The 25,699-nt window shown below is 70.6% G+C and carries 28 protein-coding genes, 1 tRNA gene and 2 pseudogenes; 15 read left to right on the top strand and 16 right to left on the bottom strand.

Annotation, left to right across the window (positions count from 1 at the left end; genetic code table 11):
• Nucleotides 1–14: 14 nt before the first annotated feature.
• Nucleotides 15–518, bottom strand: a complete 504-nt coding sequence (locus tag ABZ281_RS04055; RefSeq protein ID WP_356651847.1) for a hypothetical protein — start codon at nucleotides 516–518, stop codon at nucleotides 15–17.
• 235 nt (nucleotides 519–753) lie between these two features.
• Here ABZ281_RS04055 and ABZ281_RS04050 point away from each other — a divergent pair, with 235 nt between their 5' ends.
• A complete protein-coding gene (locus ABZ281_RS04050; protein WP_356651845.1) occupies nucleotides 754–2,388 on the top strand; it encodes a penicillin-binding transpeptidase domain-containing protein in 1,635 nt (544 codons plus the stop codon).
• Nucleotides 2,389–2,484: 96 nt separating this feature from the next.
• Nucleotides 2,485–4,152 carry a penicillin-binding transpeptidase domain-containing protein gene (locus tag ABZ281_RS04045; protein WP_356651843.1) on the top strand — a complete coding sequence of 556 codons (1,668 nt, stop codon included), beginning with the start codon at nucleotides 2,485–2,487 and terminating at the stop codon, nucleotides 4,150–4,152.
• Between the two features lie 33 nt (nucleotides 4,153–4,185).
• On the opposite strand, the gene ABZ281_RS04040 is transcribed toward ABZ281_RS04045, so the two are convergent.
• Nucleotides 4,186–4,551 carry an SsgA family sporulation/cell division regulator gene (locus ABZ281_RS04040; protein ID WP_356651842.1) on the bottom strand — a complete coding sequence of 122 codons (366 nt, stop codon included), beginning with the start codon at nucleotides 4,549–4,551 and terminating at the stop codon, nucleotides 4,186–4,188.
• A 168-nt stretch (nucleotides 4,552–4,719) separates the two neighbouring features.
• Between ABZ281_RS04040 and ABZ281_RS04035 the strand changes: the two genes are divergently transcribed.
• From ABZ281_RS04035 to ABZ281_RS04010, 6 genes are all read left to right on the top strand, one after another.
• Nucleotides 4,720–5,784, top strand: coding sequence for an energy-coupling factor ABC transporter permease (locus ABZ281_RS04035; protein ID WP_356651840.1), 1,065 nt, complete (start codon nucleotides 4,720–4,722; stop codon nucleotides 5,782–5,784).
• A gap of 1 nt (nucleotide 5,785) precedes the next feature.
• Nucleotides 5,786–6,547, top strand: coding sequence for a cobalt ECF transporter T component CbiQ (gene cbiQ / locus ABZ281_RS04030; protein ID WP_356651838.1), 762 nt, complete (start codon nucleotides 5,786–5,788; stop codon nucleotides 6,545–6,547).
• Nucleotides 6,535–7,302 (top strand): ABC transporter ATP-binding protein, encoded by a 768-nt coding sequence (locus ABZ281_RS04025; protein ID WP_356651836.1) that lies wholly within the window; start codon nucleotides 6,535–6,537, stop codon nucleotides 7,300–7,302. The genes cbiQ and ABZ281_RS04025 overlap by 13 nt, the downstream gene beginning before the upstream one ends.
• A gap of 10 nt (nucleotides 7,303–7,312) precedes the next feature.
• A complete protein-coding gene (locus ABZ281_RS04020; protein WP_356651834.1) occupies nucleotides 7,313–7,774 on the top strand; it encodes a MarR family transcriptional regulator in 462 nt (153 codons plus the stop codon).
• Nucleotides 7,775–7,878: 104 nt separating this feature from the next.
• Complete coding sequence (locus tag ABZ281_RS04015; RefSeq protein ID WP_356651832.1) at nucleotides 7,879–8,325, top strand: organic hydroperoxide resistance protein; 447 nt, start codon at nucleotides 7,879–7,881, stop codon at nucleotides 8,323–8,325.
• Between the two features lie 111 nt (nucleotides 8,326–8,436).
• Nucleotides 8,437–9,600 carry a serine hydrolase domain-containing protein gene (locus ABZ281_RS04010; RefSeq protein WP_356651830.1) on the top strand — a complete coding sequence of 388 codons (1,164 nt, stop codon included), beginning with the start codon at nucleotides 8,437–8,439 and terminating at the stop codon, nucleotides 9,598–9,600.
• 41 nt (nucleotides 9,601–9,641) lie between these two features.
• Here ABZ281_RS04010 and ABZ281_RS04005 read toward each other — a convergent pair whose 3' ends face one another.
• From ABZ281_RS04005 to ABZ281_RS03990, 4 genes are all read right to left on the bottom strand, one after another.
• On the bottom strand, nucleotides 9,642–9,917 hold the full coding sequence (locus ABZ281_RS04005; RefSeq protein WP_356651828.1) for a DUF1876 domain-containing protein: 276 nt from the start codon (nucleotides 9,915–9,917) through the stop codon (nucleotides 9,642–9,644).
• Nucleotides 9,918–9,989: 72 nt separating this feature from the next.
• Nucleotides 9,990–10,835 carry a DMT family transporter gene (locus tag ABZ281_RS04000; protein ID WP_356651826.1) on the bottom strand — a complete coding sequence of 282 codons (846 nt, stop codon included), beginning with the start codon at nucleotides 10,833–10,835 and terminating at the stop codon, nucleotides 9,990–9,992.
• The gene (locus tag ABZ281_RS03995; RefSeq protein WP_356651823.1) at nucleotides 10,832–11,386 is read right to left on the bottom strand and encodes a YbaK/EbsC family protein; all 555 of its coding nucleotides are present in this window, start codon (nucleotides 11,384–11,386) and stop codon (nucleotides 10,832–10,834) included. Before ABZ281_RS03995 ends, ABZ281_RS04000 begins: the two co-directional genes overlap by 4 nt.
• 44 nt (nucleotides 11,387–11,430) lie before the next feature.
• Nucleotides 11,431–11,616 (bottom strand): hypothetical protein, encoded by a 186-nt coding sequence (locus ABZ281_RS03990; protein ID WP_356651821.1) that lies wholly within the window; start codon nucleotides 11,614–11,616, stop codon nucleotides 11,431–11,433.
• Between the two features lie 90 nt (nucleotides 11,617–11,706).
• Here ABZ281_RS03990 and ABZ281_RS03985 point away from each other — a divergent pair, with 90 nt between their 5' ends.
• Entirely contained in the window at nucleotides 11,707–12,849 is a 1,143-nt protein-coding gene (locus tag ABZ281_RS03985) for a glutathione-independent formaldehyde dehydrogenase (RefSeq protein ID WP_356651819.1), read from the top strand.
• A 51-nt stretch (nucleotides 12,850–12,900) separates the two neighbouring features.
• On the opposite strand, the gene ABZ281_RS03980 is transcribed toward ABZ281_RS03985, so the two are convergent.
• Entirely contained in the window at nucleotides 12,901–13,086 is a 186-nt protein-coding gene (locus ABZ281_RS03980; protein WP_356651817.1) for a DUF397 domain-containing protein, read from the bottom strand.
• Entirely contained in the window at nucleotides 13,083–13,928 is an 846-nt protein-coding gene (locus tag ABZ281_RS03975; protein ID WP_356651815.1) for a helix-turn-helix transcriptional regulator, read from the bottom strand. Before ABZ281_RS03975 ends, ABZ281_RS03980 begins: the two co-directional genes overlap by 4 nt.
• 137 nt (nucleotides 13,929–14,065) lie before the next feature.
• On the opposite strand from ABZ281_RS03975, the gene ABZ281_RS03970 reads away from it, so the two are divergent.
• Nucleotides 14,066–14,467, top strand: coding sequence for an ATP-binding protein (locus ABZ281_RS03970; protein ID WP_356651813.1), 402 nt, complete (start codon nucleotides 14,066–14,068; stop codon nucleotides 14,465–14,467).
• 60 nt (nucleotides 14,468–14,527) lie between these two features.
• Here ABZ281_RS03970 and ABZ281_RS03965 read toward each other — a convergent pair whose 3' ends face one another.
• Together ABZ281_RS03965 and ABZ281_RS03960 are read right to left on the bottom strand one after the other, a co-directional pair.
• A complete protein-coding gene (locus ABZ281_RS03965) occupies nucleotides 14,528–16,750 on the bottom strand; it encodes an MMPL family transporter (protein WP_356651811.1) in 2,223 nt (740 codons plus the stop codon).
• A 92-nt stretch (nucleotides 16,751–16,842) separates the two neighbouring features.
• The gene (locus tag ABZ281_RS03960) at nucleotides 16,843–17,445 is read right to left on the bottom strand and encodes a TetR/AcrR family transcriptional regulator (protein ID WP_356651809.1); all 603 of its coding nucleotides are present in this window, start codon (nucleotides 17,443–17,445) and stop codon (nucleotides 16,843–16,845) included.
• A gap of 162 nt (nucleotides 17,446–17,607) precedes the next feature.
• Between ABZ281_RS03960 and ABZ281_RS03955 the strand changes: the two are divergent.
• Nucleotides 17,608–17,979, top strand: a pseudogene (locus ABZ281_RS03955) (peptidase S41); the annotation flags it as partial.
• 176 nt (nucleotides 17,980–18,155) lie between these two features.
• Here the strand turns inward: ABZ281_RS03955 and ABZ281_RS03950 are convergent.
• The 4 genes from ABZ281_RS03950 to ABZ281_RS03935 form a co-directional block, all read right to left on the bottom strand.
• The gene (locus ABZ281_RS03950; RefSeq protein WP_356651807.1) at nucleotides 18,156–18,380 is read right to left on the bottom strand and encodes a hypothetical protein; all 225 of its coding nucleotides are present in this window, start codon (nucleotides 18,378–18,380) and stop codon (nucleotides 18,156–18,158) included.
• A gap of 76 nt (nucleotides 18,381–18,456) precedes the next feature.
• The gene (locus ABZ281_RS03945; protein WP_356651805.1) at nucleotides 18,457–19,341 is read right to left on the bottom strand and encodes an SDR family oxidoreductase; all 885 of its coding nucleotides are present in this window, start codon (nucleotides 19,339–19,341) and stop codon (nucleotides 18,457–18,459) included.
• A complete protein-coding gene (locus ABZ281_RS03940) occupies nucleotides 19,338–20,261 on the bottom strand; it encodes an alpha/beta hydrolase (RefSeq protein WP_356651803.1) in 924 nt (307 codons plus the stop codon). The genes ABZ281_RS03945 and ABZ281_RS03940 overlap by 4 nt, the downstream gene beginning before the upstream one ends.
• Nucleotides 20,258–21,781, bottom strand: a complete 1,524-nt coding sequence (locus tag ABZ281_RS03935; RefSeq protein ID WP_356651801.1) for an NAD(P)/FAD-dependent oxidoreductase — start codon at nucleotides 21,779–21,781, stop codon at nucleotides 20,258–20,260. The genes ABZ281_RS03940 and ABZ281_RS03935 overlap by 4 nt, the downstream gene beginning before the upstream one ends.
• A gap of 154 nt (nucleotides 21,782–21,935) precedes the next feature.
• Between ABZ281_RS03935 and ABZ281_RS03930 the strand changes: the two genes are divergently transcribed.
• The 3 genes and pseudogenes from ABZ281_RS03930 to ABZ281_RS03920 all read left to right on the top strand — a co-directional run bounded on the left by ABZ281_RS03930 (nucleotide 21,936) and on the right by ABZ281_RS03920 (nucleotide 23,965).
• A complete protein-coding gene (locus ABZ281_RS03930) occupies nucleotides 21,936–22,556 on the top strand; it encodes a MerR family transcriptional regulator (protein ID WP_356651849.1) in 621 nt (206 codons plus the stop codon).
• An 18-nt stretch (nucleotides 22,557–22,574) separates the two neighbouring features.
• A pseudogene (locus ABZ281_RS03925) lies at nucleotides 22,575–23,558 on the top strand (recombinase family protein); the annotation flags it as partial.
• A 143-nt stretch (nucleotides 23,559–23,701) separates the two neighbouring features.
• A complete protein-coding gene (locus ABZ281_RS03920; RefSeq protein WP_356651799.1) occupies nucleotides 23,702–23,965 on the top strand; it encodes a hypothetical protein in 264 nt (87 codons plus the stop codon).
• A 78-nt stretch (nucleotides 23,966–24,043) separates the two neighbouring features.
• Here the strand turns inward: ABZ281_RS03920 and ABZ281_RS03915 are convergent, their stop codons facing one another.
• Complete coding sequence (locus tag ABZ281_RS03915; RefSeq protein WP_356651797.1) at nucleotides 24,044–24,868, bottom strand: exodeoxyribonuclease III; 825 nt, start codon at nucleotides 24,866–24,868, stop codon at nucleotides 24,044–24,046.
• A 39-nt stretch (nucleotides 24,869–24,907) separates the two neighbouring features.
• Between ABZ281_RS03915 and ABZ281_RS03910 the strand changes: the two genes are divergently transcribed.
• Entirely contained in the window at nucleotides 24,908–25,396 is a 489-nt protein-coding gene (locus ABZ281_RS03910) for a GNAT family N-acetyltransferase (protein WP_356651795.1), read from the top strand.
• Nucleotides 25,397–25,527: 131 nt separating this feature from the next.
• Here the strand turns inward: ABZ281_RS03910 and ABZ281_RS03905 are convergent.
• Nucleotides 25,528–25,601 (bottom strand) — tRNA-Ala (locus tag ABZ281_RS03905).
• Between the last annotated feature and the right edge of the window lie 98 nt (nucleotides 25,602–25,699).

Here is a 25,699-nt window from a genome sequence, read left to right as displayed (position 1 = left end):
GTCGTTTCCGGCCGTCAGCGGCCGGCGCCGGGCCTCCTCGGACGGCCCGGTTTCTCATCCTCGTCCAGCAACTCCCGGCAGACTTCCGTGAAGTCGTGGAGTCGGTCGACCGCCAGCAGGCTCGCACCGGCGGCCTCGCGCAGAGCCCGGTCGCGACCGACGCGAGGGCTTTCCTCGAGCCGCCAGCCGATATTGATCTTCCAGCCCAGAACCTCACCGTGGGCTTCATCTGCCGCCTCGGCCGCCTTCTCGGGCCCCTCGAGCTGCACCATGACATACACCTCCTCCAGGGCCGCTTGAGCCTTCACGAGCATCTTGTAGGACTCGGCGGCCTCAGGCGTTTCGTCCCGGCCGGCCTGGTGCGCCGCCTCCGCCACGGCGATGGCCTGGGAGGCTTTGCTGATGAACTGGCTGTAGGCGTCGCGCCGGACCTGGCGCCGCCAGTGTGCGCGCTGGGTCTGCTCCTGCGCTCGCCCTGTCACCCGGGCGGCGCCGAGGGTGCCGACGATGCCGATCAATCCGCCCGCTATGGCTCCTGCGAGCCCGGCAATTCCTTGATCCACAGCAGTCGTTGTCAGCCATGGACGCGAGCGCGCTCAGGGCCCGGGCCCACCTCCGGGCGTGATCCCTGTTCGGTCAAAAATCGAAACTCCCGTCCCGGCAGTAACCGCTTACGCATAGAGTGCCCCCGGGATCGAGCTTTCTGAACGCGTTCAAAGGGGCGCGTGGGGCTCAACGGGGAGGGGCCGTTCCATGGGCAAGGGGGTCAAAGCCGCCGTCATAGGCGGGGTGTTCGCGGTGATGGTGGGTGGGGCCGGGTACGGCGCCTACAACGTCGTGAACGCGCTGAACGGTGACGGGGGCGGCACCGGCGGGGTCGCCTCCGAGAAGAGGACGGGGCCGCCCGGCAAGGACGAGGTCGAGGAGACCACGGCCAAGTTCTTCGCGGCCTGGCAGACGGGAGCGACCGCGAAGGCGGCGTCGTACACGAACAACGACGCGGCCGCCGAGCAGCTGCTCGGCGCCTTCGCCGACGACGCTCACATCACCGACGTGAAGATCACGCCCGGCGCGGCCCGGGGCACCACCGTGCCGTACACGGTGAAGGCGAAGGTGTCCTACGAGGGCAAGTCCGAGCCGCTCGGCTACAAGAGCGAGCTGAAGGTCGTGCGTGGGCTGACCACGGGGCGGGCGCTGGTCGACTGGCAGCCGTCCGTCGTGCACCCCGGCCTGAAGAAGGACGACACCCTCGTCACCGAGCAGTCGGCCACTCCGCCCATCGAGGCCGTGGGCCGCGACGGCACCGAGCTGACGAAGGAGAAGTACCCCTCCCTCGGCCCGGTCCTGGACGCCCTGCGCGACAAGTACGGCGAGAAGGCCGGCGGCAGCCCGGGCATCGAGCTGGTCATCCGGCACGAGGGCGACGGCGCTCCCGACACCACGCTGCTCACCCTCGCCAAGGGCAAGTCGGGCAAGCTCACCACCACGATCGGCCCGAGCGCGCAGGCGGCGGCCGAGAAGGCGGTCAAGCGGTTCGCCCAGTCGTCGGTGGTGGCCGTCAAGCCCAGCACCGGCGAGGTGCTGGCCGTGGCGAACAACCGCACGGACGGCTTCAACGCCGCCTTCGAGGGCCAGGCCGCACCCGGCTCCACCATGAAGATCATCACGGCCGCGATGCTCATCGACAACGGCGTGACCTCGATGAACGGCCCGGCCCCCTGCCCCGACACCGCCGTGTGGCAGAGCCAGACCTTCAAGAACCTCACGAACATGAAGGCCAACGAGTCCGCCACGCTCGCGAACAGCTTCATGCGGTCCTGCAACACGGCCTTCATCAAGCTCATCGACGAGAAGCCGCTCACGGACGCCTCACTGACCCAGGAGGCCGAGGAGCGCTTCGGTCTGGGGCAGGACAACTGGAAGACCGGCATCGTGTCGTTCGACGGCAGCGTCCCCACGGTCGACGGGCCGGACCGGGCGGCGGGTGCCATCGGGCAGGGCCAGGTCCAGATGAGCCCGCTGAACATGGCCTCGGTCACCGCGACCGCGATCACCGGCGCCTTCCGCCAGCCCTACCTGGTCTCGCCGGAGTTGGACGGCCGGGAGCTGGCCCGGGCCCGGGGCCTGCGGTCGAGCACCGCGGCCCAGCTCAAGCAGATGATGCGGCTCACCGCCACACAGGGCACCGCCATGGGGGCCATGGCCGGGCTCGGCGGCGACATCGGCGCCAAGACCGGTTCCGCCGAGGTCGACGGCAACGCCAAGTCCAACAGCTGGTTCACCGGGTTCCGGGGCGACATCGCCGCGGCGGCCATGACCGAGGAGGGCGGCCACGGCGGCGACGCGGCCGGGCCGATTGTCGCAGCCGTGCTACGAACCAGTGGCTGATCTCACCTTCGAGGGCCGGGACTCTAGGGTGGTGGCCGTCGTTGGGACGGTTGAGGGCAACGGGGACCCTGGGGATTCGCGGAGGAACGAACAGCAGTGGGCAACAGAAGGCGCGTCGCCGAGCGGCGGAAGACGAGACCCGCCGTGATCGGCGGGATGATCGCCGTGGTCGCCGTGGGCGCCGGGGCCGGGGCCTACACACTGTTCGGCGGCGGCGCAGCCGCCGACGACGGGACGCGGGCGGCGGACCAGAAGGCCAAGGTGAAGACCGGCCCGCTGTCGCGGGCCGAAGTCACCACCACCGCCCGCGCCTTCCTCACCGCCTGGCAGTCCGGAAAGGTCCCCCAGGCCGCCGCGGTCACCGACGACCCCTCCGCGGCCCGGCCGCTGCTCACCGGCTACACCAAGGACGCCCACATCAAGGACGTCACCCTCACACCGGGCAGGCCCACCGGCGACAAGGTGCCGTTCTCCGTCAAGGGCACGGTGTCCTACAAGGGCACCGACAAGCCACTGACGTACGACAGCGCACTGACCGTCATGCGCCGCACCTCCGACGGAAAGCCCCTGGTCGACTGGCACTCCGCCGTCGTCCACCCGGACCTGAAGGACGGCGACGAGCTGGTCACCGGCGAGGCGGGCACGCCCCCGGTCAAGGCCCTCGACCGGGACGGCGGCGAGCTGACGAAGGCCACGTACGCCTCCATCGGCCCGATCCTGGACGGACTGCGCGAGAAGTACGGCAAGAAGGCGGGCGGCAAGGCCGGTATCGAGCTCCGGGTCGTGCGCGGCAAGGCCGCCAAGGCGAAGGACCTCTCCGACAAGACCCTGCTGGAGCTGAGCGAGGGCACACCGGGCACGGTGAAGACCACGCTGGACCCGGCCCTGCAGGCGGCGGCCGAGCAGCAGGTGGCGAAGAAGGCCAGGTCGTCGGTGGTCCTGCTGCGGGTGTCGACCGGCGAGATCCTGGCCGCCGCCAACGCCTCCCCCGGCTTCAACACCGCGTTCCAGGGCTCCCTGGCCCCCGGCTCCACGATGAAGGTCATCACCTCGTCGCTGTTGCTGGAGAAGGGCCTGGCCTCGGCGGACAAGAAGCACCCGTGCCCGAAGTACTTCACGTACGGCCACTGGAAGTTCCAGAACGACGACAAGTTCCAGATCAAGAACGGCACCTTCAAGGCGAGCTTCGCCCGCTCCTGCAACACGGCCTTCATCAGCCAGGCGCCGAAGCTGAAGGAAGACGACCTGACCAAGGAGGCCCAGCAGGTCTACGGCCTGGGGCTGAACAACTGGGCGATCGGTGTGCCGAGCTTCGACGGCGCGGTGCCGGTGCAGTCGGCGGCCCAGATGGGGGCCTCCCTGATCGGACAGGGCGGGGTCCGCATGAACCCGCTGAACATGGCGTCGGTGTCGGCGACCGTCAAGTCCGGCACCTTCCACCAGCCCTATCTGGTCTCCCCGGACGTGGACGGACGCAAGCTGGCGAAGGCCTCGCGCACGATGCCGGCGAGCACCCTGTCCCAGCTGCGTGAGCTGATGTCGTACACGGCCGCGTACGGCACGGCCGCGGAGGCGATGGCCGGGGTCGGCGGCGATGCCGGCGCGAAGACCGGGTCCGCAGAGGTCGACGGGCAGAAGAAGCCGAACGGCTGGTTCACGGCCTACCGGGGCGACCTGGCCGCCGCGGGCGTCGTCCAGCAGGGCGGGCACGGCGGCTCGACGGCCGGCCCGATCGTGGCGGCGCTGCTGAAGATGGGCGGCTGAACACCTCGGCAGAGGGCGCGGCAGGGCGGGGGATCAGTGCGTCACGGGTTCCGCGGCGGCCATGTACGTCCGCCGCAGGAAACGCAGCAGCGCCTGCCGCTCGAACTGCACCACGGACACGCCGTGCGCGGAGTGGAACTCGACGACGACCTGCACCCGGCCGCACGGCCACACCCGCACCTCGCCGCTCCCGGTGGGGGCCCGCAGCCCCTCCTCCAGCAGATCGCGGCCGAAGATCCACTCATGTCCCCCGCTGCCGGGCAGGGTCATCCGTACCGAACGGGGATCGTGGTCGGGGTCGTACCGCAGGGTGACCGGAACCGCGTCCAGCTCGTCGACGAGCGGCACGGCCGCGTCGGAGACGATGTGGGCTCGTGCGTACTGCTCGACTACGGACATCGGACAGCCCCTTCCCCGTGCGCAATCCGAGTGGAAACTCTCCGTCCACTCCTTCTCCAATGTCCCATATTTTCCGCAATACGCCTTTCGGGGCGCATATATCACGGGTGAGATAAAACGAGCATCACGCTCTTGCAAACCATTCGCATCAAGCCACATCATCGAACGGTGCATGTACCTGACGGATTCATCAACGCGCCCACCTCAGCCGCCACCGGTGTGATCGCCGCGGGCGCCGTCGCCGTGAGCCTGCGCGGCGCACGCCGCGAACTCGACGAGCGCACGGCGCCGCTGGCCGGACTCGTCGCGGCGTTCATCTTCGCCGTGCAGATGCTGAACTTCCCCGTCGCGGCGGGCACCAGCGGCCATCTGCTCGGCGGCGCGCTGGCGGCGATACTCGTCGGCCCCTACACCGGGGTGTTGTGCGTCTCCGTCGTCCTGCTGATGCAGGGCATCCTGTTCGCGGACGGCGGCCTGACCGCGCTCGGCGTCAACATCACCAACATGGCGATCGTCACGACGGTCGTCGCCTACGCCCTCTTCCGCGGCCTGGTGAAGGTGCTGCCCCGCACCCGCAGGTCGGTCACGGTGGCCTCGTTCGTCGCGGCCCTGGTCTCCGTCCCGGCCGCCGCGCTGGCCTTCACGCTGATGTACGCGATCGGCGGCACCACCGACGTCTCCCTCGGCAAGGTCGCCACCGCCATGATCGGCGTGCACGTCCTCATCGGCATCGGAGAGGCGGTGATCACCGCCCTCACCGTCGGCGCGGTCATCGCCGTACGCCCGGACCTGGTGTACGGGGCGCGCGGGCTGACGCAGAAGCTCAAGCTGCGGGTCAACGGCGAGCTGGTCGACGCTCCCGGGGCCGAGCCCGAGCCCGCGCCGGTGGCCGCCCGGACCTCGCACCGCAAGGTGTGGGCCGCCGGCCTGGTCACCTCCCTGCTCCTGGCCGGATTCGTCAGCTTCTACGCCTCCGCCGACCCCGACGGCCTGGAGAAGGTCGCCACCGACCACGGCATCGACAAGAAGGCCGAGGAGCACGCGGTCGCCGACTCCCCGCTCGCCGACTACGGCGTCAAGGACGTCGCCGACGCCCGCCTGTCCGGAGGGCTCGCGGGCGTCATCGGCGTGGGCGTCACGGTCGTCGCGGGCACCGGCGTGTTCTGGGCCGTGCGCCGCCGCCGTACGGACGACGCCTCCCCGTCGGACACCACCAGCATGACGAGCGTGTGACATGGGGGCCGGGCACGCGCACAAGCTGTACCGGCACGGGCACTCGCCCGTGCACGGCCTGCCGCCGCACACCAAGCTCGCGGCCGTGTTCGCCTTCGTGGTGGTCGTGGTGTCGACGCCGCGCGAGGCGATGTGGGCGTTCGGGCTGTACGCCGTGCTGCTCGGGGCCGTCGCGTACGTCGCGCGCGTGCCCGCCGTCTTCCTGCTCCGGCGGCTGCTGATCGAGGTGCCGTTCGTCGCGTTCGCGGTACTCATGCCGTTCGTGGCGGAGGGCGAGCGGGTCGACGTGCTCGGCCTGTCCCTGAGCGTGAACGGCCTGTGGGGCGCCTGGAACGTACTCGCCAAGGGCACGCTCGGCGTCGCGGCCTCGGTGCTGCTGGCCGCCACGACCGAGCTGCGCGAACTGCTCCTCGGCCTGCAGCGCCTCAGGCTCCCGCCGCTCCTCGTGCAGATCGCGTCCTTCATGATCCGCTACGGCGACGTCATCACCGACGAGATGCGGCGCATGCGGATCGCCCGGGAGTCGCGCGGCTTCGAGGCCAAGGGCGTCAAGCACTGGGGCGTGCTCGCCAAGTCGGCGGGCGCGCTGTTCATCCGCTCCTACGAGCGCGGCGAGCGGGTGCACCTGGCCATGGTCAGCCGCGGCTACGCCGGTTCCATGCCCGTCATCGACGAGGTGACCGCGTCCCGGGCGCAGTGGTCGTACGCCCTCGCCCTCCCCTGCGCCGCTCTGCTCGTCTGTCTGCTGGGATGGTCCCTGTGACTGCTTCTCTGGAGGTCTCCGGCCTCGCCTTCGCCTACCCCGACGGACACCAGGCCCTCTTCGGCGTCGACTTCTCGGTCGCGCGGGGGGAGCGGGTCGCGCTGCTCGGGCCGAACGGCGCCGGCAAGACGACCCTCGTGCTGCACCTCAACGGCATCCTGACCGGCGGCGCCGGCACGGTGCGGGTCGCCGGGCTGCCCGTGGACAAGCGGACCATGGCCGAGGTCCGGCGCCGGGTCGGCATCGTGTTCCAGGACCCGGACGACCAGCTGTTCATGCCGACGGTCCGCGAGGACGTGGCGTTCGGGCCCGCAGCGGCCGGGCTGAAGGGGCCCGAGCTGGAGGAGCGCGTGGACCGGGCGCTGGAGCGGGTCGGCATGGCGGAGTTCAAGGACCGCCCGCCGCACCACCTGTCCTTCGGGCAGCGCCGCAGGGTGGCCGTGGCGACCGTGCTGGCGATGGAGCCGGAGATCCTCGTCCTGGACGAGCCCTCCTCCAACCTCGACCCCGCCTCCCGCCGCGAACTGGCGGACATCCTGCGCTCCCTGGACGTGACCGTGCTGATGGTCACGCACGACCTGCCCTACGCGCTGGAGCTGTGCCCGCGCTCCCTGATCCTCAGCGACGGGGTGATCGCGGCCGACGGGCCGACCGGCGAGCTGCTCTCCGACGAGGAGCTGATGCGGGCCCACCGTCTGGAGCTGCCGTTCGGTTTCGATCCGCGTTCCGTCCCGGCGGCTGCGGCCCGTCCGTGACAATGGGCGCGTGACGAACGAGGAGAGCGACGGATCGCCGCTGCTGGACGAGCAGCTGTGCTTCGCGCTGTACGCCGCCCAGCGCGCGGTGACGGCGGCGTACCGCCCGCTCCTCGACGAGCTGGGCCTCACCTATCCCCAGTACCTCGTCCTGCTGGTCCTGTGGGAGCGCGGCGAGACCACCGTCAAGGAGCTGGCCGCGGCCCTGCGTCTCGACTACGGCACGGTCTCGCCGCTGCTGAAGCGGCTGGAGGCGGCCGGTCTGGTCCGGCGTGAGCGGTCGGCGCGGGACGAGCGGTCGGTGCTCGTGGCCGTGACGGGGCGCGGGGAGGCACTCCGGGAGCGCGCGGGGCGGGTGCCCGGCGCGCTGCTCACGGCGACGGGGCTCGACGCGGCGGAGGCCGGGCGGCTGCGTGGGGAGCTGTGGCGGCTGGCCGAGCGGGCGGAGTCGGCGGCGGACCGGGCGCGCTGAGGGTTACCCCCGGTTGCCCACCCCCTGGTAACGGCCCACGAGTTACCAGCCAGTACCTTGTGCACGATGTGTTTGTGCACACCTGGTTCCCGGGGGAGGACAGCATGACTGACGGCCCCGCCGTCGACACCCGCCCGACGAAGATCATGTACGTGGCGGAGGCCACCGCCCACGGCGGTCGCGAGGGTTACGTCACCAGCCAGGACGGTCACCTCGACCTCAAGGTCGCGATGCCCCCGCAGCTCGGCGGCGAGGGCAACGGCACCAACCCGGAACAGCTCTTCGCGGCCGGCTACAGCGCCTGCTTCCACAACGCCCTGATCCTCGTGGGCAACCGCGAGGGCTACGACCTGGCCGGCTCCACGGTCGCCGCGAAGGTCGGCATCGGCCCCAACCGGCAGCGCGGCTACGGTCTCGCGGTCGCCCTCAGCGTCTCCCTGCCGGTCGTCGACCCGGACCTCGCGACCAGGCTGGTGGACGCGGCCCACGAGATCTGCCCGTACTCCAACGCGACCCGCGGGAACATCGACGTGACCATCCTGCTTGGCTAGTGCCGCGGCAGGCACTCGGGGGAGCACCACGAGCACAGCTGCTACACGAGCACAGCTGCTACACGAGCACAGCTGCTATACGAGCACAGCTGCTATACGAGGAGTACGGACGTGGACGTGAACGGCACGGTCGCCGAGGGCTTCGAGCCGGTCAGGGAAGCGTTCGTACGGAACTTCGTAACGCTCGGGGACCGGGGCGCGGCGGTCGCCGTCTACCGGTACGGGCAGAAGGTCGTCGACCTGTGGGGCGGCACCAGGGACGTCGACGGTACGACTCCCTGGGAGCGCGGCACCGCCCAGGTCGTGCGCTCGGCGACGAAGGGGGTCGCGGCGGCCGTGCTCCTGCTGCTGCACCAGCGCGGGCAGCTGGACCTGGACGCGCCGGTGGGGCACTACTGGCCGGAGTTCAAGGCGCAGGGCAAGGAGCGGGTGCTGGTCCGGCACGTGCTGAACCACCGGGCCGGGCTGCCGGTCCTCGACCGGCCGCTCACCCCGCAGGAGGCCCTCGACCCGTTGCGGGGCCCGGCGGCGGTCGCGGCGCAGGCCCCGGCCTGGGAGCCCGGCACCGACCACGGCTACCACGCGCTCACCTACGGCTGGCTGCTCGACGAACTGGTGCGGCGCGTCACCGGGCAGGGCACCGGGGAGTGGCTGGCCTCGCAGGTCACCGGCCCGCTGGGCGTGGACCTCTGGCTGGGCCTGCCGGAGTCGGAGGCCGGCCGGGTCGGGCGCGTGGGCCGCGTCGAGGGGGCCGAGCCGACCGGGGGTCTGCGGGCCCGCCCGAAGCGCTCGGTCACCGAGGCCTACGAGGACCCGGCCTCCCTGACGCGCCGGGCGTTCGCCGCGATCTCCCCGTTCCCGGACCAGAACGACCCCGCCTACCGCGCGTCCGCCCTCCCGGCGACGAACGCCATGGCGACGGCGGACGGACTGGCCCGCTTCTACGCGACCCTGATCGGCGACACGGCCGGCGCCGCGCGCCTCTTCACGCCGGAGACGGTGGAACTGGCCCGGGCCGAGGAGTCGGCGGGCCCCGACCGGATCCTGGTGGTCGGCACCCGCTTCGGCCTCGGCTACATGCTGCACGGCAGCGCCTCGCCGCTCCTCACCCCGGGCTCCTTCGGCCATCCGGGCCGCGGCGGCGCCCTCGGCTTCGCCGACCCGGAGACGGGGATCGCCTTCGGCTACGTCACCAACGGCTTCCGCAAGACGGTGACGGCGGACCCACGGGCGCAGGGGCTGGTGCGGGCGGTGCGGGGCGTGCTGGAGCTGTAGGGCCTCTGTGACGCGTGCGGGCCCGATGGGCCCTGAGGCCGCTAGACGTGGATGGGGTGAGAGGTCCGGCCGGACGCCTGGTCGATCTCCTCATGGGCCTTGGTCAGCAACGCCATGGCGAGTTCGTTGAGCGCCCGGGCCCCGGCGATCTCCTCCCCGACCCGCGGCTGATTCGGGTCGGTCCGGTGCCGGCTGGCGTGCCCGTGCGCCCGCACCTCGCTGCCGTCGGGAAGGCGGACCATCGCGGCCGCCTTCGTGTGCTGTTCGTCCTCCGTGAACTCCATCTCGACGTGCCACCCCACGGTGGTGTGCATCATGACGATCACCTCCGGAACGCTTAGTTCCAGGGTGCTCCTCGCACGGGCCGGACGCACCCGCCCGACGGGCCCCTATCCGGCGTGCAGCATCAGCCCGATCCCGACGACCAGCAGCCCGGCCGCCGCGATCCTCGGCGCCCCGAACCGCTCCTTGAAGAACACGGCCCCGATCGCCGCGCCGACGATGATCGACGACTCGCGCAGGGCCGCGATGGGGGCGAGTTCGGCCCTGGTCTGCGCCCACAGCACGAGGGCGTAGGCGGCGACGGACAGCGCCGCGCCGAGCAGCCCGACCCCGGCGAACGGCCGCAGCAGGGCGAGGGTCCTCCCGCGCCAGTGCCACGCGGCGTACGCCGGGATGACGACCCCCTGGACCGACATCAGCCAGGCGATGTACCCGAGGGAGGACCCGGAGGCCCGCACGCCCAGCCCGTCGACGACGGTGTACACCGCTATGGTCAGCCCGGTCGCCAGGGCCGCGCCGATCGCCGCCCAGTCGGGCCGCCGCCCGCGCAGTCCCCACAGGGCGACGCCGGTCAGCCCCGCGCACGACAGGGCGATCCCGGCGGCGGCCCACCCGTCGGGCACCTCGTGTGCGAAGAGGGCGGCGAGCGCCGTCACGACGAGGGGCGCGGTGCCCCGGGCGATGGGGTAGGCCTGTCCGAAGTCGCCCAGCCGGAAGGACTTCATCAGCAGGGCGTAGTAGGCGATGTGGACGGCGGCGGAGGCGAGCAGATACGGCCAGGCCGCGGCCGCCGGGAACGCCACGAAGGGTGCCAGGGCCAGCCCGATCAGGGCGCCGCCGCCCGAGATCAGCGCGAACCCGGCCAGCTTGTCGGTGATCTTGTGGGCGATGGCGTTCCAGCTGGCGTGGGTGACGGCGGCGAGCAGGACGGCGGCGGTGACCAGAGGGGTCACGGGGTGTGCTCGCGCACGTCCACCAGGGTGCCGTCGGCGTGGGCGACGAGGTCTTCGGGGGCGATGGGGAACACGGCGTACGGCGTCCCGGCCGCGGCCCAGACGACGTCGTGCTCCAGCAGCGAGCGGTCGGCGAGCACGCGGGTCCTGGTCTTGTGCCCGAAGGGCGGCACGCCGCCGATGGCGTACCCGGTGGTCTCCCGGACGACGTCCACCTTGGCCCGGGTGACCTTGTCGGCGCCGAGTTCCTTGCGGACGAGCTCCAGGTCGACCCGGGAGGCTCCGTCCATGAGCACCAGCACCGGAACGCCTCCCCCAAGCTCTCGACTTCGCTCGAGCAGGGGGGACCCCCATGCGGCGAAGATCAGCGACTTGCAGATCTGGCTCAGCTCGCACCCGACCGCGGCAGCGGCCTCGGCAGCGGTACGGGTGGCGTCCGGAAACCGGCGGACCTGCTCCACGAGATGTCCGAGCCCGAGCTCCCGCAGGGCCTCGGCGAAACGGGGATGGGCTCCGGAACCTTCGGCGTCAGTGGCGGCTGTCGTCGTCATGCCCTGCACGCTAGCGGTCCGTGTACGGGACACGCGAGGCCGTTTCAGCTGGTGGTGTCCTCCTGCCGGACGTCCGCGAACTCCCACCAGGCGAGCGGCAGCCAGTCGCCGTCGACGAAGCCGTCGACGGATCCGCCGTTGCCCTGGATGGCCACGCGGGTCCCGACCGGGTAGGTGGTGCCGGACAGTCCGGAGACCGCCACGAGGAGAGTGCCGATACGACGCGACAATGCCCTGCTTCCTTTCTCTTCTGGGTGCAAATCATCTCATCATGCACCAGCCTGGTATATGAGCTACGGCACAGACGGAGGTGCTTGACTATGAGGGCTGTCGTATACAAGGGGCCCTTCGAGGTAGCGATCGAGCAAGTGGAGGATCCACGCATTCAGCACCCGAACGATGTGCTCGTCCGGGTGACGTCAACGGCCATCTGCGGCTCCGACCTGCACATGTACGAGGGCCGCACGGCCGCGGAGCCGGGCATCGTGTTCGGCCACGAGAACCTCGGGGTGATCGAGGACACAGGAGAGGGGGTCACCACCCTCAGCAAGGGCGACCGTGTGGTCATGCCGTTCAATGTGGCCTGCGGGTTCTGCAAGAACTGTTCGGCGGGCTTCACGGGCTTCTGCCTCACGGTGAACCCGGGCTTCGCCGGCGGCGCCTACGGCTACGTCGCCATGGGGCCCTACACCGGAGGCCAGGCGGAGTACGTACGGGTCCCGTACGCCGACTTCAACTGCCTCAAGCTCCCGGAGGGCACCGAGAAGGAGACCGATTTCGTCCTGCTCGCGGACATCTTCCCGACGGGCTACCACGGCAACGAACTGGCCGACGTGCGCCCCGGTGACTCGGTCGCCGTGTACGGCGCCGGTCCGGTCGGGCTGATGGCCGCCTACTCCGCGATGCTGCGCGGTGCGAGCAAGGTGTTCGTGGTCGACCGGGTGGCGGAACGCCTCCAGAAGGCCCGGGAGATCGGCGCGATCCCGATCGACTTCACCCAGGGCAGCCCGGCCGAGCAGATCAAGGAGCAGACCGGCGGCGAAGGGACCGACAAGGGCGTCGACGCCGTGGGCTACCAGGCCCAGGCGCAGGGCGAGGACCGTGAGGAACCGGCGATCGTGCTGAACTCCCTGGTCGACACGGTCCGGCCGACGGGCGCACTCGGAGTGCCCGGCCTGTACGTCCCGAGCGACCCGGGCGGCCCGGACGAGCAGTCCAAGAAGGGCATGCTGATGGTCGCCGTCGGACGCCTCTTCGAGAAGGGGCTCCGCATGGGCACCGGGCAGTGCAACGTCAAGCGGTACAACCGCCACCTGCGGGACATGATCATCGAGGATCGCGCGAAGCCCAGCTTCGTCGTCTCGCACGAACTGCCGCTCGACCAGGCTTCGTCGGCCTACGAGAAGTTCGACAAGCGCGTCGAGGGCTACACCAAGGTGGTCCTCCACCCGCAGGCAGCCTAGGAACCACGGCCAGGGCCGCTCGTCGTCAGCGAAGACGGGCGGCCCCGGCCGTCACTCGGTGACGTACGTCAGAAACGACGCCCACGCGGTGGAGGCGACCGTGACGTGGGGAGTGCCCGGGGTCTTGGAGTCGCGGATGTGGATCGTGGCGGGGGTGTGGGCGACCTCTACGCAGTCACCGGGGTCAGGTCCGCTGCTGTAGCTGCTCTTGACCCAATGGAGTTCCGTGGCGCTCATAGTCTCCCCAGCGCTTGCTCAATGAAGGCCAGCGACTCCCTCGGAGAGAGAGCCTGCGCCCGGATCATCCCATAGCGCAGTTCAAGAACCCTGAGGTCCCGAGGGCTTGAGACGGGACGGCCGTTGAACGCACCGTCAGAACGCCCGACCCCCGTGCCGTCCGAGAACCTCAGCACTTCGATCAGCCCGTGCATACCGGCATGCTCCTCACGATCAGTCGGCATCACTTGGAGCGAGATGGTCCGCAACTCTCCTACCTCCAGCAGGTGTTCGAGTTGTCGGCGCAACACCATCTTGCCTCCGAGAGGGCGTTCCAGCGTCACCTGTTCCTGGACGAAACTCAAAGCCGGAGCAGGGTCCCGATCGAACACGGATTTTCGAGCCATTCGTGCTGCGACTGCGCGTTCCACCACGTCTCGCGAGAGCGCGGGGAGTCGGTTCTCGAACATCACCTCCGCGTACTCGGGCGTCTGCAACAGACCGTGGACGTGATGCGTGGTGTAGAGCAGCATCTCAACCGCCCTCTCCTCCAACTGCGCCAGTTCTCGAGCCCTCTTCGGATACCGAGCCCTCTCCATGTCCTTCATGAACGCCCTCAGATGCCCCTGGGCGTTCAGTACCTGGTCCGCCCTGTCCAAGTACTCCGGCCGGGGAATCCGCGCCCCGCGCTCCATCTTGCGGATCATGTCCTCGCCGTAGCCGAGCACCTCGCCCAGCTCGGCGACCCGCAGGCCCGCCGCCTCCCGGCATACCTTCAGCAGCTTGCCCACCGCTTGGACCAGCGGCTCGATCTCGTCGCCCGGCTCGACGTCCCAGCCGGCCTCGTCCACAGCCTCGTTCATGCCCCACCTCCATCGCGCAGCCGTACCCGTACAACGCCCGGGACAGCCGAGACAGCACGAGACAAACGCCGGACAGTAGTGATACGCACACCCGCTGTCGCCGGTCACTGTGCGCGGACTCCGCCACGCTGAGTCACATGGACCAGGAGACCACCATCCGCAACCTCAGCCTGCTGCTCTCCCCCACGCCCCGGGGAGCCCGGCTCGCCCGTCTCCTCGCCACGGAGCAACTCCGCGCGTGGGGACTGCCCTTGAGCCCTGCCGAGCAGATCGTCGCCGAGCTCGCGACCAACGCGGCCACCCACGGGCGCGTACCCGGCCGGGACTTCCGGCTGACGCTCTACGTCGTCGGCGGCACCCTCCGTATCGAGGTCACGGACACGCGCGGCGACCGGCTCCCCCGCCTCACGCGGCCGGCCCCGGACGCCACCAGCGGCCGGGGCCTCCTCGTCGTGGCCGCCCTCGCCGGCCGCTGGGGGGTGACACCGGGTCCGCACCCGCGCAAGACGGTGTGGGCCGAAGTCGACGTGCCCGGGTGAAAGGCCGGTGAGGGCGCTCCGTCCCCACGGTGCCCTCACCGGCCGGTCTCTCGCGAGCTGTCAGACGCGGACCAGTTCCCTGTCTCCGTCGTCGCCGGAGGCGGCGCGCAGGCCCTCGCCCTCCACGTCGACGTTGGGCAGCGCGCGGTCGAGCCACTTCGGGAGCCACCAGGCCTTGCGGCCGAGGAGGGCCAGGACGGCCGGGACGATGGCCATGCGGACGATGAACGCGTCGAAGAAGACCGCGATCGCGAGGCCGAAGCCGATCATCTTGACCATCGACTCGGACGAGCCGATGAAGCCGGCGAAGACCGCCATCATGATGACCGCGGCGGCGGTGACGACCCGCGCGCCGTGCCGGAACCCGGTGACCACGGCCTGCGCGGGCTTCTCACCGTGGACGTAGGCCTCCCGCATCCGGGTCACGAGGAACACCTCGTAGTCCATCGCCAGGCCGAAGACCACACCGACCATGAAGATCGGCATCATCGACATGACGGGCCCGGTCTGCTCGACGCCCATCAGGCCGGACAGCCAGCCCCACTGGAAGACCGCGACGACCGCGCCGAGGGCCGCCATCACCGACAGCAGGAAGCCGAGGGCCGCCTTCAGCGGGACCAGGATCGAGCGGAAGACCACGATCAGCAGCAGGAAGGCCAGGCCGACGACCAGCACCAGATACGGCACCAGCGCGTCGTTGAGCTTGTCGCTGACGTCGATGTTCATCGCCGTGCTGCCGGTGACCAGGACGTTGGCGTCCGTGTCGGCCTTGATGTCCGCGCCCGCGTCCCGGATGCCGTGCACCAAGTTCTCCGTGGTGACGGAGGACGGCTGGGAGCCGGGGATGACGGTGATGGTGGCGGTGTCGCCGGCCTTGTTGGGCTGCGCCGGTGTGACCGTGACGACGTCCTTCAGGCCCTTGATCTCGTCGCCGGTCTCGGTGAAGACCGCCTTCGGGTCGTCGCTGTCCTTGGCGTCGACGACGACCATCAGCGGGCCGTTGAAGCCCGGCCCGAAGCCCTCGGACAGCAGGTCGTAGGCGCGGCGCTGGGTGGTGGAGGTGGGCTGGGAGCCGTCGTCGGGCAGGCCCAGTTCGAGGGAGGCCGCCGGGACGGCCGCCGCGCCGAGGCCGATGACGCCGAGGAGCAGGACCGCGAGCGGGCGGCGGACGACGAAGCTCGCCCAGCGGGTGCCCAGGTTCGGCTTGGCGGACCTGGCCGGCTCGGCCGCCTTGTCCTGTGCCTTCGACCGGCCGAGGAGCTTGCCCTTCTCCCCCATCGGCCTCACCTTGCGGCCCGCGTAGCCGAGCAGGGCCGGGATCATCGTCAGGGCGATCAGCACCGCGATGGCCACCGTGCCCGCCGCCGCGATGCCCATCTTCGTGAGCATCGGGATGTTGACGACGGACAGGCCCACCAGGGCGATCACCACGGTCAGACCCGCGAAGACCACCGCGGAGCCCGCCGTGCCGACGGCCCGGCCCGCCGCCTCCTCGCGCTCACGGCCCTCGGCCAGTTCGGCGCGGTAGCGGGAGACGATGAACAGCGCGTAGTCGATGCCGACGGCCAGGCCGATCATCATCGCGAGGGTGGAGGTGGTCGAGCCCAGGTCCAGCGCACTGGCCAGGCCCGTGATCGCGGAGACGCCGATACCCACGCCGATGAGCGCCGTCAGCAGCGGCAGACCGGCCGCGACCAGCGAGCCGAAGGTGATGACCAGGACGACCGCGGCGACCGCGATGCCGATGACCTCGCTGGAGCCGGTGTGCGGCACGGCCTGGAGGGCGTCGCCGCCGATCTCGACGGTCAGCCCGGCCTTCCGCGCGTCCTGTGCGCTGTCCTTGAGGGCGTCCTTCGCGGCGTCGTCCAGCTCCATGCCGGAGACCTTGTACGACACCTGCGCGTACGCGATCGTGCCGTCCTTGCTGACGGCCTTCGCCTGGTACGGGTCGGTGACGCGGACGACCTCGGAGCCGTCGGACAGCTCCTTCACCGTGTCCTGGACCGTCGCCTTGTTGCCGGGGTCGGTCATCTTCTCGCCGCTCGGCGCCTTGAAGACGACGCGTGCGGTGGCCCCGTCGGCGCTGGTGCCCGGGAAGCGCTGCTCCAGCAGGTCGAAGGCCTTCTGCGCCTCGGTGCCGGGGATGGAGAACGAGCTGTTGCCCGCGGCGGGGGCACTGGCCGCGCCGACACCGGCGAGGGTCAGCAGGGCCACCCATATCAGGGCGACGAGGTGCCGCCGCCGGAACGAGAGCCGGCCGAGTTTGTAGAGGAATGTGGCCACGAGGGCCCTCCCGGTCAGTCGTGGGGTGTTCAGGGCAGGGGTGATCAGCCCGACGACGTGAGCGGAGACGTCAGGTAGGGGCTAGCTGGGGACTAGTCGGTGGTGGATACGCCGAGGGCGGGGAGGACCACGGCGTCGATGTACGAGGTGAGGAAGGCCTGTGTCGGCGGCTGGTCGTCGATCAGCGTGCGGGTGGCGAAGGCACCCACGAGCATGTGCACGACGAAGTCCAGTGCCGGGCAGTCGGCGCGGGTCTCGCCGCGGTCGACGGCCCGCTGCACCACCCGTCGGAACTCCTCCATCTCCGGCTCGATGAGCAGTTCCTTGAAGGCCTGGAGAAGATCCGGGTTGGCGTGCACCGCCATGAACAGGCCCCGCATCAGCGCGGCGTTCTGCTGCATGGAGCAGTCGTCCTCACGCGAGGTGAGGGCATGGAGGTCGCCCCGCAGAGACCCGGTGTCGACGTCGGCGACGCTGCCCGGCTTGTTGTGCCGGATCGCCTTCGCCACCAGCTCCGGCTTGCCGCCCCACTGGCGGTAGAGCGTGGCCTTGCTGGAGCGGGTGCGGGCTGCCACGGCGTCCATGGTGAGGGCGTCGTAGCCGACTTCCCGGAGCAGGTCGAGCACGGCCGCGTAGAGCTCGGCCTCACGCTCGGGGGTGATCCGACTGCGACGCGCGGCGGCGACCTCAGCCATCTCTCTCACCTGCCTACTTCCGAACGACACGGTTTCGTACGCCACCAAGGTAGCGCAGCCCCTCATGGAAACGAAACCGTTTCGTACGTGTGCTGGGTCACGGCCGTTGTTTTGCCTTGACTTGCCCAGGTCCGTCCCCCGGCAAAGCATGAGGACGTGACCGGCGCCATGGGCAGGCTGTGGCTGCACGGCGAACGGCTGCTGGAGGGCCTCGGCGGCCACCTGCACTCCCCCATGTTCGTCGGCGACCGCATCGCGTTCCTCTCCGACCACGAGGGCGTCGCCAACCTCTACTCCTGCGCCCACGACGGCTCCGGCCTGCGCCGCCACACCGACCACGACGCCTTCTACGCCCGGCACGCCGCCAGCGACGGCACCCGCATCGTCTACCAGTGCGCGGGCGACCTGTGGATCGTCGACGACCTGTCCCCGGACTCCGTACCGCGCCGGCTGGACGTACGACTGAGCGGACCACGGGCGGGGCGGCGCCCCTACCAGGTGGCCGCGTCCCGGCACGTCGACGGGCTCTCGGTCGCGGTGGAGCTTGCGCTCGGGCCGCTGGAGAGCAACCCGCCCGCGACACCGCCGACCTACAGCGACGTACCGGACCGCTCCCGCCCGAAGTTGCCGCCCAGGACGTGAACGTCTGTGCGGCGCAAGGGGAAAGGGGCGCCCCGCTCAGGGGAGCCCCTTCCCTTCGGCACGCAACGTCAGGCGTCGTAGTCCTGGTCGAAGCGGTCCTCCTGGTCACGCTCACGCTCACGGTCGCGCTGCGGCTCGGAGCGCTCACGGTCGCGCTGCGGCTGCGAGGGGTCCATCTCCTCGTCGCGCCGGCGACCGCGGCCCTGCACCTGCTCGCGAGCCTGGTCCGCCTTCTGGCGAGCCTGGTTCTGCCACTGCTCGGACTTCTCCTGGAACTGGTCCTTCATACCCATGTGGGTTCACTCCCGTTGGGGGTGAGGGGATCTGGCTCGATCAGATTCACACGGGCCGTGACGCTGCGCACGTCGATCACTTACGGAGCGTAGTCCGCTGCTGCTCGTCGGCCGCTCCACCGGCTCCGACCAGGCCGGTGCGCATGCCCGTCAGCCGGTCCGCGAACCGCCGCATCTCGCGCTGGCCGACCGTCCCGATGACCCCGGGCAGATAGCCGCGCACGCCCTGCATGCCGCGCAGCCACCACTGCCCGTACACATGGCTCGACCGGCGCTCGATCCCCTCCACCAGCCGGTCCACGGCAGGCCCCAGCGGATACGTCTTGTTGGACGGCCAGGGCAGCCGCTGCCTCAACTCCCGCATGACGTCGTCCTGATCGGCCCCGCGCACCATGTCGGTGTCGGTCCACGACAGATACCCGACACCCACCTTCACGCCCCGGTGCCCGACCTCGGCCCGCAGGCTGTGCGCGTACGCCTCCACGCCCGACTTGGACGCGCAGTACGCGGTCATCATCGGCGCCGGGGTGATCGCGGCGAGGGAGGCGATCTGCAGCAGATAGCCCCGGCTCTCCGTCAGCAGCGGCAGGAAGGCGCGGCCGGTCACCGCCGAGCCGATCAGGTTGACCTCGATCACCCGGCGCCAGGACTCCGGATCGGAGTCGGCGAACGGACCGCCGGTGGCGACACCGGCGTTGGCGACGACGATGTCGGCCCGGCCGAAGCGCTCCTTGACCTCGCCCGCGACCCGGGCCATCGCCTCGTGGTCGGTGACGTCGGCGTGCCAGTGGTCGGTGTCGCTGTGCAGCCGCCCGGAGACCTGCTTGAGCGCGTCCGGCTCCAGGCCGACCAGCGCCACCTTCACGCCCCGTGCGGAGAGCTTGCGGGCCAGCAACTCCCCGACGCCGCGCGCCGCCCCGGTCACGACGGCGACCTTGCCTTCGAGGCTCACCCTGCTCATGCGCTCTCCTCGGATACGACCTGGATGTGTGTGTGGACGAGGTCCCGGATGGTGCCGGTGACCAGTTCGGGCGCCTCGACGGGCGTCATGTGGCCGATGCCGGGCAGTTCCACGGTCCCGGCGCAGTGCGGCAGCGCCGCGGCCAGGGCCCGGGCCTGCACCGGCGGTGTCAGCCGGTCCGCCGTACCGACGATCACGGCCGCGGGGACGTCCAGCTCCCGCACGCCGTGGTCGAGGTCGAGCAGATCCAGCACCTGCGACCAGGAGTGGCGGACCTTGCGGGGGCAGGCGTGCACGATCCGGGCGCACGCCTCGATCATGTGCGGGGCCGAACCGGGGCCCAACGTGCCGTACTTGAGGATCCGGCGGGCCAGCGGCGTGACCGGCCCGAGCGGGACGCGGGAGCCGAGGATCCGCCGGGTCAGCCAGGTCCGTACCCGCCCCGCCCGCATGGGCAGGACGGTGGAGGCGGCGACCAGCTCCGAACTGCCCGTGCTGCACAGCAGGACGGCGGCCGCGTGTGCCCGGAAGGCGGCTCTGCCGGAGGCCGCCATGATGGTCATCCCGCCCATGGAATGTCCGGCGATCACGGCCTCTTCGCCGGGCTCGAGGGTGGCTTCGAGGACGGCTTCCAGATCGTCGGCGAGTGCGTCGGCGCTGCACGCGGGGCTCGCGGGGCTGCGTCCGTGGCCGCGCTGGTCGTAGGCGATGACCCGGTGGTCGGCCGCCAGGTCGCGGATCTGCGCCGCCCAGAAGGCGGTGGAGCAGGTCCAGCCGTGGGCGAGGACGACGGCGGGGGCGCCCTCGGGTCCGTGCACCTCCACGTGCAGCCGGGCGCCGTCGGCGGAGACGGCGGTCAGTTCACGCGCCGGGGAGGGCGGGGCGTAGGGCCCGGAGTCGACGTGCAGGAGGCGGCTCACGCTTCCACCCCGGCCTTCTCCTGCGCGGTGCCCTTCCTCGCCACGGGAGCCCGCAGGACGTCGTACTCGGCGAGGTCGACGCGCCGCGTAGCCCGCCGGAACTCGCCGGTCGTGCCGGGCCAGATGGTGGTGTTGCGGCCGCTCGCGTCGAGGTACCAGCTGGTGCAGCCGCCGGTGTTCCACACCGTGCGCTTCATGCGCTCCTGCACCCGGTGGTTCCAGGCGCGCACGGCGTCCGGGCGGGCGTCGAGGGCGACCCGGCCGCCGAGGACGTCGAGCTGACGGACGTAGTCGGCGAGGTAGTTCAGCTGGGACTCGATCATGAGGATCATCGAGGAGTTCCCGAGGCCGGTGTTGGGCCCGATCACCGTCATCCAGTTGGGGAAGCCGGCCGCGGAGGCGCCGCGCAGGGCCTCCATGCCGCCCTTCCAGGACTCGGCGAGGGTCCGCCCGTCGGCGCCCACGACCCGCTCGGCGATGGGCATGTCGGTGACGTGGAAGCCGGTACCGAAGACGATCGCGTCGACCTCGGCCTCGCTGCCGTCGGCGGCGACCAGGGTCGAGCCGCGCACCTCGGCGAGGCCGCTGGCGACGACGTCCACGTTGGGCTGCGCGATCGCCGGGTAGTACGCGCTGGACAGCAGGATCCGCTTGCAGCCGATGCGGTAGTCCGGGGTGAGCTTCGCCCGCAGGTCCGGGTCCTTGATGGAGCGGGCCATGTTGCGCCGGGCCAGCTGCTCGACGAAACCGAGCTCGTTCGGGCGCTTGGTGAACGCCTGGACCTGCAACTCCCGGATGCCCCACAGCAGTCCGCGCCGGACCTGCGAGGTGAAGGGCAGCTGCCGGTGGACCCACCGCTCGGCGCCGCTGATGGCCCGGTCGATGCGGGGCATCACCCACGGCGGGGTGCGCTGGAAGAGGGTGAGCCGGGAGACGTCGGGCTGGATGGACGGCACGATCTGGATGGCCGAGGCGCCGGTGCCCACCATGGCGACGCGCTTGCCGCGCAGGTCGGCGTCGTGGTCCCAGCGGGCGGAGTGGAACACCTTGCCCGAGAAGGATTCCAGGCCGGGGATGTCCGGCACCTTCGGGTCGGACAGCGGGCCGGTCGCCGACACGACGAGGTCCGCCGACAGGCTCCCGCTGCTGGTCTCGATGTCCCAGCACAGCCGCTCGCCGTCCCAGGCCATCCGCTTCACCTCGGAGTCGAAGCGGATGTGCGGCCGCAGCCGGAACACGTCCGTCACATGCTCCAGATAGGCGCGGATGTGCTCGTGCCCCGAGAAGGTGCGCGGCCAGTCGGGGTTGGGCGCGAAGGAGAACGAGTACAGGTGGGACGGCACGTCACAGGCACACCCCGGGTAGCTGTTGTCCCGCCAGGTGCCGCCGACACTGCTCGCCCGCTCCAGGACGACGAAGTCGGTGACACCCTCCCGGCGCAGCCGCACGGCGGCCCCCAGCCCGCCGAACCCGGACCCGACCACCGCGACCCGCACATGCTCGTGTTCGCGCTCGCCCATGCCGACACCTCCAAACACCACGAGAACCATGCCAGTGAACACTGGCGCAATGGGAGCGTAGGGCAGCGACGTACTGATGGGTAGGGGCGGGGCCAGGAAAGTTACCCCTGGTACGCCTTAAGGTGCCCAGGTGGCCGAGAAGCGTGAATACCGCATGGAAGAGCTGGCCCGCCTCGCCGGGATCACGGTGCGCACCCTGCGCTTCTACCGCGAACGCAAACTGATCCCGCCACCCCGCCGCGAGGGCCGCATCGCCTGGTACGACGACCACCACCTGGCCCGGCTGCGCACGATCACGGCCCTGCTGGAGCGCGGCCACACCCTCAGCGGCATCGCGGAACTGGCCGAGGCCTTCGACCACGGCCGCGACGTCGGCGACCTGCTCGGCGTCGGCGGCCCCACCGAGGAGGAGCCGGTCCACCTCACCCCCGAGGAACTCGCCGACCACTTCGCGGGTGAGGCCACCCCGGAGAACCTCGCCGCCGCGATGGACCTCGGCTACCTCGGCACCGACGGCGAGGAGATCGTCCACATCAGCCGCCGCCTCCTCGACGTCTCCTCGGCCCTGGTCCACGAGGGCATCCCCCTCGCCGCGGTCCTCGCCGCGGCCCAACAGGTCCGCACCCACGCCGACGCCCTGGCCGAACTCTTCACCGACCTGGTCCTCGACCACGCCACCCCCGAAGACCTCCCCCGCCTACGCCCCCTGGCCCGCAGCGTGGTGGAGGCGGAACTGTCGCTGGCGCTGGACCGGAGGATGACCCGCCAGGGCTGACGTCCGAGTCCGGCACCTATGAGCCGCTCTCACCGTCCCCGTCATTCACCCGATCGAGGCATGTTCCGCGCAAAGGCCCACGAAACGGTGTTCGCACTCCGACAGTGGAGCGTCGACGTGCCAAAGCGTAGTCCTCAGCCATCACAACCGGTCTCGACTCCGGCCGAACACCCGCGAGCCCTGGGAGCCCTACGTCTCAGCTATCTGACCGAAGTGACCACGTCACCCGGCAGGCAGCGCACCACGATCCGGCTGTGCGCCCAACGCCTGGGCCTCACGCTGATCGCCGAAGCATCCGATCTCGAAGTGTCAGCACGCACGATGTCGCCCTTTGAGAGGCCGTCGCTGTCAGCCTGGCTGCGGCGCCCGGAGGAGTACGAAGCGATCGTGTGGTCGCATGTCGATCGCGCCGCACGCTCGGTGGCACACATGTCCGAGTTGATCGAGTGGAGCCGACAGCGTTCCAAGACGCTCATCTTCGGGATGCCCGAAGAACGTCAGCCGCTCGTGATCACACCGCATGCCGACAGCGACGCGATCCGCCATTGCATGAGGCCGGCCTACGCCGCAGAGCAGGAGACTCGCGCTGTCTCCGCTCGTCTCACAAGTGCTCACGAAGTATTGCGCGCCACGGGCCGATACGGCGGCGGCCTGGTGCCGTTCGGGTACAAGAAGGCACCGCACCCCTCCGGCACCGGGTGGTGCCTGGCTCCCGATCCGGAGACCGTGACCGTTGTCCGCGCGATCGTGGACCACGTCCACTCGGGACTGTCCCTCGTGGCCATTGCTCACAAACTCGAAACCGCAGGCGTCATGGTGCCGCGCGACCGTCACGCCCACCTACAGGGACGTCCCACGGGCGGGCGGCGCCACGGACGCGACTTCGAGAGATTCCGCTGGACAGCAGGCAGTCTGTGCAAGATCCTCCGCACCCCTGCGCTCATGGGTCACCGGGTACACAAGGGGGCGACTGTCCGTGACGCTGAGGGCTCACCCGTTCTGATCGGCCCCCCGCTACTCACCGAGGAGGAGTTCCAGGCGCTCCAGGCCACCCTCAATGCCCGCTCGAACGGCACCCATCCCAAGGGCCGCGAGACGTCGCTGCTCATCGGGGTCGCGCACTGCACCGGGTGTGCGGTGGCCGCATGTACTTCGCCACTCGGAAGGCGTATGCGTACGGCGACTACGTCTGCCGCGCTTCTGCCCGCGGCGCGACGTGCTCCGCTCCCGCTGCTATCCGCGCCAGCTGGCTCGACGAGTACACCGTCGACCGCTACCACGAGGCTTTCGCCACGGACGGTGAGGTGACTCGAGGGCAGCTCCTCAGGGACCGCGTTCGCGTCACAGTCGCCAAGGGACGGTCGGGCGGCGGACGGGAGCGACTGACCGGTCCCGATACCTCCGCCTGACCTTCACGATCGGCTCACGTCCCTGATCTGCCTCGCGGCGCCGGGGGTGCGCCGTGGTTCGGCGCACCCCCACCCGAGTCACATCTCGAAAACGGCCGTCACGGGAGCATGATCCGACCAACGTTCGTCATGGCTGGCGGCACGCTCCACAAACGCCTTGACAACCCTCTCCGCGAGCCCTGGGGTCGCGACGGCGAGATCGATCCTCCACCCCGTATCCCGATCGAAAGCCCGCCCCCGATACGACCACCACGAGTACGGCCCCTCCACCCCCGGATGCAGCGCCCGGACGACATCGACGTATCCGCCGTCGGCCGGGTCGAAGACCCGGGTCAGCCACTCCCGCTCCTCCGGCAGGAACCCGGAGCTCTTCTGGTTGCCGCGCCAGTTCTTCAGGTCGGCCTGCTGGTGGGCGATGTTCCAGTCGCCGCAGACGAGCACCTCGCGCCCCTCGGCGGCGGCACGCTCCCGCAGCCCCTTGAGGTAGGCGAGGAACTCGCCCATGAAGCGTTCCTTCTCGTCCTGCCGCACGGTGCCGACCTCGCCGGAGGGCAGGTAGAGGGAGGCGACGGTGACCCCCGGCAGATCCGCCTCCACGTACCGCCCGCTGCCGTCGAACTCTTCCGACCCGAAGCCGATCCGCACCCGGTCGGGCTCGCGGCGGCTGTACAGGGACACCCCGGCCCGTCCCTTGGCGGCGGCCGGCGCGTGCACCACATGCCATCCCTCGGGCGCACGGACGTGCTCCGGCAGCTGCTCCGGCTCGGCCCGCACCTCCTGGAGGCACAGCACATCGGCTTCGGTCTTAGCGAGCCACTCCACGAAGCCCTTCTTCGCGGCGGCACGCAGCCCGTTCACATTCACAGAGGTCACAGTGAGCACCCCGGCACGATACCGGCACACTGGACGAGGTCCAGTTCCGGATCGAATACGGTAGCGGCCATGCGCATACGCCGGGTCTCCTTCGACCACCCCGACGCCTTGAAGCTGAACGACCAGGTCCAGGCCGAGTACGCCGTCCGCTACGGCGACGACGGCGACGCCACGCCCATGGCCGCCGCCGACTTCGACCCGCCGAACGGCACCTACCTGATCGCGTACGACGAGGACGGCACCCCCGTCGCCTCGGGCGGCTGGCGCGCCCAGGACGCCAACGAGGAGGGCAACGTCGACGGCGACGCCGAGCTCAAGCGCATGTACGTGACGGACGGCATGCGCGGCCGGGGCCTCGCCCGCCGCATCCTGGCCGCCCTGGAGGAGGACGCCCGCACGGCGGGCCGCATCCGCATGGTCCTGGAGACCGGCAGCAAGCAGCCGGAGGCCATAGCCCTGTACACGTCCAGCGGCTACGAGCCGTGCGCCAAGTTCGGCTACTACCGCTTCCACGACGAGAGCCGCTGCTTCGCCAAGGACCTGCGGTCCGCCGGCTGACGGGGGCTCAGCGACCGCCTCGACTGTGGCCCGTGCCACCCGGCGCGGGCCGCCCTCGCCCCTCGCTCACCGATCAGGCCCTGAACACACGTCAGAGCCCGGTCGGTTTCCCGACCGGGCTCTGAGCTGCGTGGACCTGAGGGGATTTGAACCCCTGGCCCCCTCGATGCGAACGAGGTGCGCTACCGGACTGCGCCACAGGCCCTTGGGCACTAGAGCCCTCTTCCCGCACCTCCACCAGAAGCCGGCCAGACTGTGCGCTGCCGACCGTCCCGCGGTCCATGCCGTCTCTCTCTCCCGACG

The sequence above is a fragment of the Streptomyces sp. NPDC006265 genome, from assembly GCF_040613555.1.
Taxonomy (GTDB): Bacteria; Actinomycetota; Actinomycetes; order Streptomycetales; family Streptomycetaceae; genus Streptomyces.
The sequence above is the reverse complement of the archived record's forward strand: the minus strand, read 5'-3'. Positions and strand labels throughout refer to the sequence as shown.